Source organism: Rhodococcus sp. M8 (assembly GCF_015654185.1).
Lineage (GTDB): Bacteria > Actinomycetota > Actinomycetes > Mycobacteriales > Mycobacteriaceae > Rhodococcus > Rhodococcus aetherivorans.
In genome coordinates, this window is sequence record NZ_CP064065.1 from 3,942,086 (window position 1) to 3,955,058 (window position 12,973).

Genomic DNA, 12,973 nt, shown 5'->3' on the forward strand with positions numbered 1-12,973 from the left:
TTCTCGAGCGCGTCGGTACGGCCGGAGGTCGTTCTCCGTGCCTTCGCGCGCTGCGTCGTGTCGATTCCACCCGAACTCGGTACGGGTGAGCAACCAGGCCGGCCGTGTCAGCCCACCTCCTCCGGTTCCCTGCGCGCGAGCGTGCTCGGCCACCAGATCCGCTTTCCGATGTCGATCGTCAGTGCCGGCACGAGCAGCGACCGGACCAGCAGTGCGTCGAGCAGCACGCCGAACGCGACGATGAACGCGATCTGCGCGAGGAACAGCAGCGGGATCACCGCCAGCGCCGAGAACGTTGCGGCCAGGACGATGCCTGCGGAGGTGATCACCCCGCCGGTCACGGTCAGGGCCCGCAGCGTGCCGCGCCGGGTGCCCACCCGGGCGCTCTCCTCCCGCACCCGGGTCATCAGGAAGATGTTGTAGTCGATGCCCAGCGCGACGAGGAAGACGAAGCCGAACAGCGGCACCACCGGGTCGGCGCCGGGGAACCCGAGCAGATGGTCGAAGACCAGCGACGACACGCCGAGGGTCGCCGCGAAGGACACGACGACCGTCAGCATCAGCAGCACCGGCGCGACGAGGGCCCGCAGCAGCAGGATCAGGATCAGCAGCACCACCGCGATGACGACGGGAATGATCACCGTGCGGTCGCGGGTGGCGGTGTTCTTGGTGTCCAGATCGACCGCCGTGGTCCCGCCCACGAGGGCCTCGGCCCCCGGCACTCCGCCGACCGCGTCGCGGATGCGCTCGACGGTGTTCTCGGCGGCCGTCGAGTCGGCGGGATCCGAGAGGGTCGCCTGCAGCGCGACGCGGCCGTCGACGACGGTCGTCGCACCGTCCGGGCCGGTCACCGGCGCCACCTCGGTGACGCCCTCGACGCGGGCGGCGGCGGCGACGTCGCCGGCCGCGGACTCGCGGGTGATGATCACGGTGGGGGAGCCGGTGCCGGCGTCGAAGTGCCTGCCGAGCATCTCCTGGCCGGTCACGTAGTCGGTCTCGAGCAGGAAGATCTCCGACTGGGCGACGCCGTCGGCCTTGAACTGCGGCAGCAGCATCGCGAAGCCGACGAGGACGAGGCTCGACACCACCCAGATCCGCCGCGGATGGGCGCCGACCCGCTGTGCGAGCCCGTTCCAGAACCGATGCGCCGACGCCAGGTCGTCCCGATCGGCGTCGGGGTCGGCCGTCGGCCGCTTCGGCCAGAACGCGGCCCGGCCGAGGAGCACCAGTGCGGACGGCAGGAACGTCATGGAGGCGACGAACGAGGCGACGATGCCGATCGCGGCGACGGGGCCGAGGCCGCGGTTGGAGTTCAGGTCGGACAGCAACAGGCACAGCACGCCGGCGATGACGGTGCCCGCCGACGCGGCGATCGGCTCCAGCGTGGCTCGCCACGCGGTGCGCATCGCGGCGAACCGGTCCTGCTCGAGGCGCAGTTCCTCGCGGTAGCGGGACACCAGCAGCAGCGCATAGTCGGTCGCGGCGCCGAAGACGAGGATGAACAGGATGCCCTGGCTCTGTCCGTTGAGGGCGATGACGTCGGCGCCCGCCAGCAGGTACACGAGCAGGCTCGCCAGCGTGAGGGCGAACACCGCCGAGAGGATCACCACGAACGGCAGCAGGGGACTGCGGTAGACGACGACGAGGATCAGCAGCACCACACCACCGGCGACCAGCAGCAGCAGGCCGTCGATGCCTTCGAACGCCGTCGTCAGATCGGCGATCTGCCCGGCGGGACCGGTGACGTAGACCGTCAGCCCCTCGGGCGGATCGGCGAGCTCGGCGCGCAGTTCGTCGACGGCGTCCCCGACCTCTCCGGTGCTGTCGATCGGGACGATCATGCGTGCGGCCTGACCGTCCTGCGCCGGGACCGGCGGCGGGCCGGCCGACGCCCCCGCGAGGTAGGCGAGGTCGTCGGGGGTGATGCCGGAGGGGCGTTCGGCCACGACGATCGCGGGCACGTACCGGGTGTCGGTGAAGTCCGCATAGAGCTCGCCCGCCCGGGTGGATTCCGCGGAGGCCGGGAGGAACGAGCTGTTGTCGTTCTGCTGGACTTCGCTGAGCTTGCCGGCGAAGGGGCCGCCGGCGCCGGCGATCGCGAGCCACGCGATGAGCAGCAGCGCCGGAAGCAGCCAGCGGATGCGACGAGGTGAACGGGCCGGCGCGGTGACGGTGTTCAATCTTCCTCCAGGAGAATTCGAAATACGCCGAGCCCAGATTACTCAGCTAACTGAACAATAGTGAAAAGGTATCTCATGACCGACGATCTCGAGAGCTGGCCGACCGGCCGGCTGCTGTCCACGGCCGCCCGGCTGGTGGAGCAGGCCTGGGAGTCGACTCTGCGCGCCCACGGTCTCACCCACGCCGGGCTGGTGGCCCTGCACACGATCGCCGACGGTCCACGCTCCCAGCGGGAGATCGCCCGGGCCTGCCGCGTGACCGACCAGACGATGAGCCGGACCGTCGAGCACCTCGAGCGGTCCGGATTCGCCACGCGCACCGTCGATCCCGCCGACGAGCGGCGCATGCGCGTCCGGATCACCGAATCGGGATACGAGCTGTACCGGGCGATGATCGAACTCGAGCGCACCGATGCGCAGCCGACCGCGGTGGTGTCCGACCCCGACACCTTGCGCTCCCTTCTGATCGAACTGGTCCGATCGGCACAGCGCTGAGCCGCCGCGAAGGTGCGGGCAGGTCTGTCCCCTCGGGTCAGCCCAGCGGCAGTTGGGCGAAGATCTGCGTCGGCTGCGCCGACCCGCCCGGCGGTTCGACGCTGAATGCCAGGGCGGTCGAATGCCCGACCCCCTCGAGGACGGCCGTGGTGGACGGCGCCACCGCCTCGGCGTCCATGATGCCCGCGGACTCCGGGCCCTCGGGGGTGATCAGCCACATCTGGTAGACGCTGCCCTCGGCGGGCGGCGCCACGTTGTTCATCACCAGCACCCCGGCGTCGGCTTCCTTCGAGTACACGACCGTCGCGACTCCGCCACCCTCGATCTCACCCGACGTGGTGCGCACGTCCTCCGCCGCGAACACCTGTGCCGAGGTGGGTGCGGTGTTCTCCTGCACCTGGGTGACGACGGCGAATCCGCCCACGGCGACGAGCAGTGCGGCCGCCGCGGCGAGCAGGAAGTTGCGGCGCCGGCCGCGTCGCTCGTCCAGCGAGATCGGTGCGGCCGGCGGACCGGATTCGGCGGCGATCGCGTCCAGCAGACGCTCGCGCAGACCTGCCGGCGGCTCGGTGGCCGTCGACGCGGACACCACGGCCATGGTCTCCCGGACGGCCGCCGTCTCCCGGGCGAACGCCGCCGCCACTTCGGGATCGGCTTCGGCCACTCGGGCCTCGATGCTGCGGCGTTCGGCATCGGACACCGCGTCGAGCGCGTACACGACCGCGAGGTCCGTCAGTTCGCGGTCCACATCGCCGAAACCGGGCCGGGCCTCACTCGTCATCGCCCTGCACCCCCAGACACTTGCGCAGACGGAGCAGTCCGTCTCGGATTCTCGATTTCACGGTCGGTAGCGTGACCGAAAGTTGTTCGGACACCTCGCGGTACGTCAGCCCACCGAAGTAGGCCAGTTCGACGGAGCGACGTTGCAGATCGGTCAGCGTGCCCAGACAGTGGGCGACCTGCTGCCGGTCCTCGCGCCGGACCGCCTCCTCGCTGACGACGTCGAACGCCGCGTCGACGTTGCTCGCGCCGTAGCGGGCCTCGCGGTCGGCCCCGGACTGCTCGGACCGCACCCGGTCGACGGCCCGGCGGTGCGCCAGGGTGATCAGCCAGGACAGCGCCGAACCCTGCGCGGCGTCGAAACCGGAGGCGGAGCGCCACACCTGCAGGTACACCTCCTGCGCGGTCTCCTCGCTGTAGCCGGGATCGCGCAGGACGCGCAGGATCATGCCGTACACGCGGGCACGGGTCAGGTCGTAGAACTCGGCGAAGGCAGCCGCGTCCTGCACCGCCACACGCGCGAGCAGCGCATCGAGTGTGTCGGTACGTCCGCCGACGCCGGTCATCGGCCCTGTCCGCTCATCGAGCGAAAGCCTAGTCGGGCGATTCGGACGGCTCAAGCCACCGTCGGCCGGGCCGTTCGGGGGGCTGGGACCGGCGGGCGAGGCAAGAGTCGAATCGAGCAAGGCGATCACCTCCGGGACGAATTCTCGAGCGCGACGCCGCCGGCCCGTTCCGGTTGGCCGACGCCACCGCTGCCGATCACTGCGACGTCGCGCGGGGTGTCAGGCATGGTCTCCTCCTGCCCGCCGGCCGGCCGGGGCCAGGGATTCACGGAGGAACTCGGCGGTGACGGCATGCCACCAGCCCGGCTTGGTGAGCAGGAAGTGGCCGGCCCCCGCGAGCGGCCGGAACTGGGCATCGACGCCGCGTCCGCGGGCCTGGGCCGCCTGGACCGCGCTCAGGCGCGGATCGCACCTCGTGTCGGCGGTACCGTGCACCACCAGCAGCCGTCGCTCGGGGGGGACGAGAGCGCCGTCGTTGTCGGGCCACCACGGTGCCAGCGCGACGACGGCCTCGACGCCGGGCTGTGCTGCGAGGTGGGCCGCCACCCTTCCGCCCATGGAGTGGCCCACGAGCCCGATCCGGACGTCGCCGCGCCGCCGGTGCACCTCGTCGAGGGCGCGCAGGGCGTCGTGGACGGGACTCATCCGGTCCCCGTTCCATCCGCGGTGGGTGTAGCGCACCTGCCCGACGGTGATGTCGTACATGCTCAGCCGGGAGCGCAGGGATTCGGTCAGCAAGGTCATCCGCAGCGCGGACAGGTGCCACGGCCGGGCGGCGGCCGTGCTGGCCGGCTTGCCACCCGGAAGAACCAGCACGTGTGCGCGGGGCCGGTTCGATGCAATCTCCATGCCGGGTGTTCGGAGCGCGGCCGGAATCGGATGGGTCGAAAAAATCTTGCAGATCCACCCATCCGCCCTTCCGTCCGCGCCGAATGGCAGATGACACACCTGACCGACGTGGTCGCAAGGACCACGACACCGAAGGGAATTGGGGCCATGGTTATCAACACGCGAAAGAGCTTGGCGGCAGTCGGAATCGGCGCAATGGCGATGATGGGTGTCGCGGCGTGCTCGTCCGACGACTCGGGTTCGTCGTCGGCTACGTCGGCTACGTCGGCGATGGAGAGCGCCACGTCGGCGATGTCGCCCACCACCGAGGCCATGGCGTCGGCCCCGGTGGGTCCGGGTTGCGCCGCGTACGCCGAGCAGGTTCCCAGCGGGCCGGGTTCGCTGGAGGCCATCGCGCAGCAACCCGTCGGGACTGCCGTCGCCGACATTCCGATTCTGACCCAGTTGAACGCGGCGATCAGCGGGCAGCTCAACCCGCAGGTGAATCTCGTCGACACGCTCAACAGCGGCGAGTTCACCGTGTTCGCGCCGGTCGACGACGCCTTCGCCAAGGTCGATCCGGCAACCATCGAGAGCCTGAAGACCGATACGGCCACCCTCACCACCATTCTCACCTACCATGTCGTGCCCGGCCAGATCGCGCCGTCGGACATCGAAGGTACCCAGACCACCGTTCAGGGCGGTACCGTCGAGGTGACCGGTGAAGGCGAGGAATGGAAGGTGAACGACGCCAACGTCATCTGTGGCGGCGTGAAGACGGCCAACGCGACCGTCTACCTCATCGACACCGTCCTGCTGCCGCCGGCGCCGCAGCAGTGACCCGGACCCGGTAACTCCCGAGGAGCGACGTGAGACGAACGATCCGAGGCCTCGCGGCGGCCGTCCTGGCCGCCGCGGGCGCCGCCCTCATGGCGGCACCGGCGCAGGCAGCCCCGCTCACCCCGGTGGCGGAGCTGGACGTGAACCGGTACATGGGCACCTGGTATCAGCTGGCCGCCAATCCCGCGCCGTTCAATCTCGACTGCGTGCGCGACACCACGGCGAACTACACCCTGCTCGACGAGCGCAACGTGCGGGTGGAGAACTCGTGCACCACCGTCACCGGTGAGCGACGGGGGATCGTCGGCAACGCGCGGGTCAACGACACCGCGTCGCTGCATGTGAGCTTCCCCGGTGTGCCGTCCCAGGATTCGCTGGACGGTCCGAGCAACTACATCGTGAGCTACCTCGCGGACGACTACTCGTGGGCGTTCGTGGGGGATCCGACCCGGATCTCCGGGTTCGTACTGTCGCGTTCGCCCGTCGTGGACGACGCTGCGTGGCAGCAGATCCGGACCGTGGTCGAGCAGCAGGGCTACAACAGCTGCCTCATGCTCACCTCGCCCACCACGGAGGGCCTGCAGGAGATCAAACCGCTCTGCACCGTGTGAACCGCCTTCTGCGCGTACCGGACTCGTACCGGTGCCGCCCCGCCCGGCCGAATGTCACAGTGCATCAGCTCGATCGATCGCATGTGACATTCGGCCCCCGGCGGGGGTGGCGCGGGTGCTCGGCTGCGTTTCCCGCGGGCGCGCGCCGGCTCTGTTAGGTTCGATTCGCGACGTGGGTGAGCCCTCCGAGCGCCGGATCCGGCTCGCCGCGACACGAGGAGCTGGTGAAGATGATTCGCGACGCATGGCGAGGCTTGCGCAAGCCCGTGTTCGTCCCCGCCTCGCTGGTGATCCTGGGGCTGATCGCCTTCGCGGTCGTCTACGCAGGGTCGGCCGAGGGGGCGTTCGATTCGCTCAACCGCGCCGTCACCGACGGCGTCGGCTGGTGGTACATCCTGATCGCCACCGGATTCGTGATCTTCGCGCTGTACTGCGGGATCAGCCGCATCGGCAACATCAAGCTCGGCCGCGACGACGAGCAACCCGAGTTCGGAACCTTCTCGTGGTTCGCGATGCTCTTCAGCGCCGGCATGGGTATCGGACTGGTGTTCTACGGTGTCGCGGAACCCCTGTCGCACTACGTGGATCCCCCGCAGGCGGGACGCATCCCCGGCTCCACGGACGCCGCCGCGAACCAGGCGATGGAGCTGACCCTGTTCCACTGGGGCCTGCACGCGTGGGCGATCTACGTCGTCGTCGGCCTCGGCCTGGCGTACATGACGTACCGCAAGGGCCGTCCGCTGTCCGTGCGCTGGCTCCTCGAACCGCTGCTCGGGCGCGCCCGTGTGGAGGGTCCGATCGGGCACGCGATCGACGCGATCGCCATCGTGGGAACCCTTTTCGGTGTCGCGACGTCGCTGGGCTTCGGCGTCCAGCAGATCTCCGCGGGTCTCGACTACCTGGGCTGGGTGGAGACCGGAAACTGGCTCACCGTCGCGCTGATCGTCGGGGTGACGGGGCTGGCAACCTTCTCGGTGGTGTCCGGCGTCTCGCGCGGCCTCAAGTGGCTGTCCAACATCAACATGGCACTCGCGGCGGGACTCGCGGTCTTCGTCCTGCTGCTCGGGCCGACGCTGTTCCTGTTGCAGTCGTGGGTGCAGAACCTCGGCGGCTACGTGCAGGCCCTGCCCGAACTGATGCTGCGCACCGCGCCGTTCGCCGAGGACGGCTGGTCGGGGGCGTGGACCGTCTTCTACTGGGGCTGGTGGATGAGCTGGGCGCCGTTCGTCGGTATGTTCATCGCCCGCATCTCCCGCGGTCGCACGATCCGCGAGTTCGTCTTCGGTGTCCTGCTCGCCCCCACCCTCGTCGCGTCGCTGTGGTTCACCATCTTCGGCAACGCCGGGATCCTGCGGCAGCGCAACGACGGCGACATGCTCGCCGCCGACGGCACGGTCGACACCAACACGTCGCTGTTCGTGCTGCTCGACGGTCTGCCCCTGTCCGTCCTGACCAGTCTGCTCGCGATCGTCGTCGTCGTGTTCTTCTTCGTCACGTCGTCGGACTCCGGGTCGCTGGTGATCGACATCCTCTCCACCGGCGGTAACCTCGAGACACCGAAGATCACCCGTGTCTACTGGTCGGTGCTCGAGGGTGTGGCCGCCGCGGTGCTGCTGATCGTCGGCGGCAGCGGGTCGCTGACCGCCCTGCAGACGGCGTCGATCGTGACGGCGGTCCCGTTCTCGATCGTCATGGTGCTGGCGTGCGTGTCGATGCTGAAGGCGTTCCGGTACGAGGTCGCCACCGCCCCCCGGTACCTGCAGGTGGCCGTGCGGGAACCGGCCGCCGCCCCGGGTGGGCACAAGGCCGGCCACCGGCCGGGAATCTCCGCCACGTTCGCCGGCCTGGATCCGAGCCGGAACGGAGTCGTGGAGCCCGGTGCGCCCGCCCGCCTCGTCGTCGCCGTGCACGAGGTGCCCGCGAATTCCGTCAGCGTCGACGCGCAGACCGGGCAGGTCGCAATCGCAGACGACGCCCACCCGGAGGATCCGCTGGGCGGCGAGGTGTTCGACACGCCGCACTTCGCCGAGTCCGCCGAGGGTGTGGCCCAGCGCGAGGCCGAACACGGGCGGCAGCCCGCGCCGAACTGACGGCCGCGGCGGCTACTGCCGTCCTTCCGCGGGCCGAATGTCACACCGCATCACTTCACGTGACCGTATGTGACATTCGGCCCCGCCGTGCGGTGCGCGGTGCCGGCGATGTTCTCGAGCATGCCCTTGAAGATGATGCCGTGGAACGGCACGAGCGCGTACCAGTAGATCCGTCCCGCAAGCCCTTTCGGAAAGAAGATCGCCCGCTGGTGCAGCCGGGCCCGGCCGGGATCGAGCGGCTCGATGCGCCACTCGAGCCACGCCCCGCCCGGCGCCCGCATCTCGGCCCGCAGCCGCAGCAGAGTGGGACGTTCGAGGCGCTCGACGCGCCAGAAGTCGAGCGCGTCCCCGGTGTGCAGGGTGCGCGGGTTCCGGCGGCCCCGGGACAGACCGACGCCGCCGGCGAACCGGTCGAGCCACCCGCGGATCGTCCAGGCGAGCGGGAAGGAGTACCAGCCGTTCTCGCCGCCGATGCTCTCGACCACCTCCCACACCGTGCCGGCGTCGGTGCCGCTGTCGATAACGCGCTCGTCGACGAAGACCGCCTCCCCCGCCCAGTGCGGGTCGGACGGCAGCGGTTCGGCGGGGGCGCCGACGGGCGACGCACTCGCCCAGGTGGTTTCGACGTCGCCGCGCTCGATCTTGTGCAGGGCCAGACGGACCGCCTCGCGGTAGCCGGTCAGTCCGCCGGGCGGCGGCGGGATCACCTCGTCGATATCGTGTTCGGCGACCACCGCGTCGTTGCTCAGCGACTCGATCAGCGCCCGGCCCAGCGACGGCGGGATCGGGGTGACCAGTCCGATCCACAGGCCCGCGAGCTTCGGGGTGAGAACGGGCAGCACCAGGATGCGGCGCCGGCGCAGGCCCGCGACCTCGGCGTACACCTGCATCATCTCGCCGTAGCGCAGCACGTCCGGGCCGCCGATGTCGTAGGTGCGGCTGCGGTGGAGGGGAGCGGTGGCCGCGCCCACCAGGTAGTGCAGCACGTCGCGCACCGCGATGGGCTGGATCTTGTTGTTCACCCACTTCGGGGTGGTCATCAGGGGCAGACGGTTGCTCAGGTGCCGGATCATCTCGAACGACGCGGAGCCCGAACCGATCACCACCCCGGCCTGCAGCACCAGGGTGGGCACGCCGGACTCCACGAGGATCCGGCCCACCTGCTCCCGGGAACGCAGGTGCGTGGAGAGCTCGGCCGTGTCCGGGTGCAGCCCACCGAGATACACGATGCGCTGCACCCCGGCCGCCCGGGCCGCGGCGGCGACGTTCTCGGCCTCCGCGCGTTCGGTGTCGATGAATTCGCCGCGCCCGCCCATCGAATGCACCAGGTAGTACAGGACGTCGATGTCCCGGCAGGCGACGGCCAGGGACTCCGGGTCGGTCAAGTCGCCGCGCACGATCTCGACGTCGCCGGCCCACGGCACGTCCCGCAACTTGTCGGGGGTTCGGGCCAGTACCCGCACCCGGTGGCCCGCGTCGATCAGCAGCGGGGCGAGCCGGCCCCCGATGTAGCCGGTCGCCCCGGTGACGAGGATGCGCAGCGGAGGGGCGCTCATCCGTTCTCCACTCATCCGTTCTCCACGATGTGGCCGAGTTGGTGCCGCAGGCAGGCCTCGAGCTTCGGCCGGCGGAAGCGGTGCCCGTGGTCGACCAGGCACCGCGGTACGACGCACTGGTCGGCCGTGGCGACCTCACGCGCGCCTTCCTCGCCGAGCAACAGCCGCGGTCCGAACCCGGGCACCGGCAGCAGCGCCGGCCGGTGCAGCACCCGCGCCAGGGTGCGGGTGTATTCGTCGTTGCGAACCGGCTCCGGCGCAACGGCATTGATGGGGCCCGCGATGCGAGGGTCGGCGAGGGCCCGGTGGTAGACGTCGAGCAGGTCGTCGAGGTCGATCCACGACAGCCACTGCCGGCCGGTGCCGAGCCGGCCGCCGAGCCCGGCCTCGAACAGGGGTCGCTGCAACTGCAGCGGCCCGCCGCGCGGTGTCTGCACGATCCCGGTCCGCACCAGTACCACGCGCAGCCCGCCCGCGGCGGCGGGCGCGGTGGCGGCCTCCCAGTCGGCGACGACGTCGGCGAGGAACCCGGTGCCGCGCTGCGCATCCTCGGTGAGCGGCTCGTCGCCGCGGTCGTAGCCGTAGAACCCGATCGCCGACGCGGACACGAACGTCGCGGGTCCGTTCGGAGTGCGTGCCGCGAGATCTGCCAGCAGCCGGGTGGGTTCGATCCTGCTGTCCCGGATCGCGGTCTTGTGGGCGTCGCTGAAGCGCCCGGAGATCGAGGCGCCGGCGAGGTGGACGACGGCGTCGATCCCCTCGAGCAGGTCGGGTGCGGGGTCGTTCGGATCCCAGCGACGTTCGTCGTCGCCGCGCGGTTCGCCGCGTACGAGGCTGACGACGTGATAACCGCCGGTGCTCAGGTAAGCGGTCAGTGCGGTGCCGACCAGGCCCGACGTCCCGGTGACGGCGACCGTGGCGGGCCGCACCCCCTGCTCGTGTGACCACTGGTGGGCGGCGAGGTCGTCGGCGAGCTGGCGGTGCCGGTAGAGGAAGGTCTGCTTCAGCAGCTGCTCCGGGACGGGCGTGTCGACCCGGTCGGTGACGCGGGTGCGCCGGTCGCCGAGGGCCTCGAAGGTGTGCTCGTGCCGCCACGACACGGCGATCCCCGCGGGCAGCGACGTGAGCCCGTCGCGGCCGACGCTGTCGACGAACCGTGCGGGCGGGTCGTAGGCGTCGGGCTGGTGATCGGCGATCCAGCGCAATCCGCCCGGCAGACCGAGGACGGCCCGGCCCGACTCGAGGGAGTCGGATTCGGTGATCACCCGCAGCGGCTGCCACGGGGGGAGCAGGCGCCTGACCGCACCCGGTCGGCTGTGCCAATCGAAGACGTCGCGGCGTGGCGCGTCGACGACGCTCGAGTACGTGATGCCCATCGTGCCTTCCTCGGCCTGGTCCGGGTGTGCGGGAGCGGCGCCGGGAGAACTCCCGGCGCCGCCGTGGAATCAGCTGGGAATCATGTTGATGAGAATGGTGTATGCGTTCACCAGAGGAGTGTGGATCGCCATGAACGCCGTTTCGACGAGTTCTCGCATTGTCGTGTTCCTCTCGGTTGTCCGTCCGGGACGGGGGTGGTCCGTCCCATCGGCATTCGGAGCGGTGCGCGGCCCGGATGGGTCAGCCTTTTCCGCTGATCCGCCCGTACCGGTCGAGTGCCACCTGCCGTTCGTGGGCGTGGTCGACGATCGGCGCCGGGTACCCGTCCGGCGGACCGTCCGGGAGCCGGTGCACGCGTTTGCCGTTCACGCCCCGCAGCTCGGGTACCCAACGGCGCACGTATTCACCCGTCGGATCGAACTTCTCCCCCTGCGTGATCGGGTTGAACACCCGGAAGTAGGGCGCGGCGTCGGTGCCGCTGCCGGCGGTCCACTGCCACCCGTGCTGGTTCGAGGCCAGGTCGCCGTCGACGAGCCGGTCCATGAAATGCCAGGCGCCCCACCACCAGGGCAGGTGCAGATCCTTGGCGAGGAAGGACGCGACGATCATGCGGAGCCGGTTGTGCATCCAGCCCTCGGCGAGCAGCTGCCGCATGCCCGCGTCCACGATGGGGAAGCCGGTACGGCCCTCCTTCCATGCGGCGAAGGCACGTTCGGCGTCGGGGCCGCTGTCGTAGGTGATGTCGTCGAAGCGGCGGTTGTAGTTGCGGCGGGCCGTGTCGGGCCGGTGGTACAGCACGTCCGCATAGAAGTCGCGCCAGGCCAGTTCGCTGCGCAGCCGGTTCGCCGCGCCGCCGTGGTCGGATCGCACGTCGTGCAGCAGGGTGCGCGGGTGGATGCACCCGAACTTCAGGTAGGGGGAGAGCCGGCTGGTGCGGTCGAGGTCCGGTCGGTCCCGCTCGGTGTCGTAGTGCGGCAGGTCGTCGTCGCGGAACTCGTGCCAGCGGTGCAGCGCGGCGGCTTCCCCGGCGGCTGGCAGCGTGACCCCGTCGAGGTCGTCGTCGCCGGGGATCGGCACCCGCGCGTCGAGATTGCCGGGGTCGATCCAGTCGACGGTGCCGGCGTCGGTGGCGGCCGGGGCTCGCCAGCCGTGTTCGTGCCACGCCCGCTGGAAGGGGGTGAACACCTTGTAGGGGGTGTCGTCGGGCTTACGGACGCGGCCGGGCGCGACGGCGTAGGGCGAGCCGGTGCGCACCAGCGGGACATCGCCGAGCGCTCGCTCGACGGCCTCGTCGCGGCGGGTGCCGTAGGGGCCGTGGTCGGAACTGATGTGCACCGCGTCGGCGTCGAGTTCCCGGGCGAGTGCCGGGACGACGGTGACGGGGTCGCCGTGGGTGACGAGCAGCCGTCCGCCCAGGTCCTCGTCGAGGGCGCGCAGGCACCGCATCAGGAAGGTGCGGCGCGGGGATCCGGACGGGCGCAGCAGCGACTCGTCGAGCACGAACAGCGCGAGTGCCCGGTCGGAGGTGTCGGCGACGGACAACAGGGTGGGCAGGTCCCGCAGCCGCAGATCACGGCGGAACCAGACGATACCGGGTCGGCTCACTCGTCCAGTGTGCGTGAGAACGGGGCCCGGCGTGGGCCGGGCGGG

Annotated in this window: 11 protein-coding genes; 4 read left to right on the top strand and 7 right to left on the bottom strand. The window is 70.5% G+C overall.

Going from position 1 to position 12,973, the window contains the following annotated elements; all coding sequences use genetic code 11:
* Window positions 1-107: 107 nt before the first annotated feature.
* Window positions 108-2,180, bottom strand: coding sequence for an MMPL family transporter (locus ISO16_RS17820; RefSeq protein ID WP_072633860.1), 2,073 nt, complete (start codon window positions 2,178-2,180; stop codon window positions 108-110).
* Window positions 2,181-2,255: 75 nt separating this feature from the next.
* Between ISO16_RS17820 and ISO16_RS17825 the strand changes: the two genes are divergently transcribed.
* Entirely contained in the window at window positions 2,256-2,675 is a 420-nt protein-coding gene (locus ISO16_RS17825; protein ID WP_072633861.1) for a MarR family winged helix-turn-helix transcriptional regulator, read from the top strand.
* A 37-nt stretch (window positions 2,676-2,712) separates the two neighbouring features.
* Here the strand turns inward: ISO16_RS17825 and ISO16_RS17830 are convergent, their stop codons facing one another.
* From ISO16_RS17830 to ISO16_RS17840, 3 genes are all read right to left on the bottom strand, one after another.
* On the bottom strand, window positions 2,713-3,456 hold the full coding sequence (locus ISO16_RS17830; RefSeq protein WP_072633862.1) for an anti-sigma factor: 744 nt from the start codon (window positions 3,454-3,456) through the stop codon (window positions 2,713-2,715).
* On the bottom strand, window positions 3,446-4,021 hold the full coding sequence (locus ISO16_RS17835; protein ID WP_029546842.1) for a sigma-70 family RNA polymerase sigma factor: 576 nt from the start codon (window positions 4,019-4,021) through the stop codon (window positions 3,446-3,448). Before ISO16_RS17835 ends, ISO16_RS17830 begins: the two co-directional genes overlap by 11 nt.
* A gap of 219 nt (window positions 4,022-4,240) precedes the next feature.
* The gene (locus ISO16_RS17840; protein WP_072633863.1) at window positions 4,241-4,870 is read right to left on the bottom strand and encodes a dienelactone hydrolase family protein; all 630 of its coding nucleotides are present in this window, start codon (window positions 4,868-4,870) and stop codon (window positions 4,241-4,243) included.
* 147 nt (window positions 4,871-5,017) lie between these two features.
* On the opposite strand from ISO16_RS17840, the gene ISO16_RS17845 reads away from it, so the two are divergent.
* From ISO16_RS17845 to ISO16_RS17855, 3 genes are all read left to right on the top strand, one after another.
* A complete protein-coding gene (locus ISO16_RS17845; RefSeq protein ID WP_072633864.1) occupies window positions 5,018-5,689 on the top strand; it encodes a fasciclin domain-containing protein in 672 nt (223 codons plus the stop codon).
* Between the two features lie 29 nt (window positions 5,690-5,718).
* A complete protein-coding gene (locus ISO16_RS17850) occupies window positions 5,719-6,300 on the top strand; it encodes a lipocalin family protein (RefSeq protein ID WP_072633865.1) in 582 nt (193 codons plus the stop codon).
* Window positions 6,301-6,530: 230 nt separating this feature from the next.
* Window positions 6,531-8,390, top strand: a complete 1,860-nt coding sequence (locus tag ISO16_RS17855) for a BCCT family transporter (RefSeq protein ID WP_050036230.1) — start codon at window positions 6,531-6,533, stop codon at window positions 8,388-8,390.
* A 50-nt stretch (window positions 8,391-8,440) separates the two neighbouring features.
* On the opposite strand, the gene ISO16_RS17860 is transcribed toward ISO16_RS17855, so the two are convergent.
* The 3 genes from ISO16_RS17860 to ISO16_RS17870 form a co-directional block, all read right to left on the bottom strand.
* Entirely contained in the window at window positions 8,441-9,946 is a 1,506-nt protein-coding gene (locus ISO16_RS17860) for an SDR family oxidoreductase (RefSeq protein WP_083662362.1), read from the bottom strand.
* 11 nt (window positions 9,947-9,957) lie between these two features.
* Window positions 9,958-11,322, bottom strand: coding sequence for a TIGR01777 family oxidoreductase (locus ISO16_RS17865; protein WP_006931521.1), 1,365 nt, complete (start codon window positions 11,320-11,322; stop codon window positions 9,958-9,960).
* A 241-nt stretch (window positions 11,323-11,563) separates the two neighbouring features.
* On the bottom strand, window positions 11,564-12,928 hold the full coding sequence (locus tag ISO16_RS17870; RefSeq protein WP_072633867.1) for a cryptochrome/photolyase family protein: 1,365 nt from the start codon (window positions 12,926-12,928) through the stop codon (window positions 11,564-11,566).
* Between the last annotated feature and the right edge of the window lie 45 nt (window positions 12,929-12,973).

What these genes read in the sequence shown, in the direction of transcription:
- ISO16_RS17825 (WP_072633861.1), top strand. Translation starts at nt 2,256, where the DNA reads ATGACCGACGATCTCGAGAGCTGGCCGACCGGCCGGCTGCTGTCCACG.
- ISO16_RS17835 (WP_029546842.1), bottom strand. Translation starts at nt 4,021, where the DNA reads ATGACCGGCGTCGGCGGACGTACCGACACACTCGATGCGCTGCTCGCG.
- ISO16_RS17830 (WP_072633862.1), bottom strand. Translation starts at nt 3,456, where the DNA reads ATGACGAGTGAGGCCCGGCCCGGTTTCGGCGATGTGGACCGCGAACTG.
- ISO16_RS17855 (WP_050036230.1), top strand. Translation starts at nt 6,531, where the DNA reads ATGATTCGCGACGCATGGCGAGGCTTGCGCAAGCCCGTGTTCGTCCCC.
- ISO16_RS17860 (WP_083662362.1), bottom strand. Translation starts at nt 9,946, where the DNA reads ATGAGCGCCCCTCCGCTGCGCATCCTCGTCACCGGGGCGACCGGCTAC.
- ISO16_RS17865 (WP_006931521.1), bottom strand. Translation starts at nt 11,322, where the DNA reads ATGGGCATCACGTACTCGAGCGTCGTCGACGCGCCACGCCGCGACGTC.
- ISO16_RS17840 (WP_072633863.1), bottom strand. Translation starts at nt 4,870, where the DNA reads ATGGAGATTGCATCGAACCGGCCCCGCGCACACGTGCTGGTTCTTCCG.
- ISO16_RS17845 (WP_072633864.1), top strand. Translation starts at nt 5,018, where the DNA reads ATGGTTATCAACACGCGAAAGAGCTTGGCGGCAGTCGGAATCGGCGCA.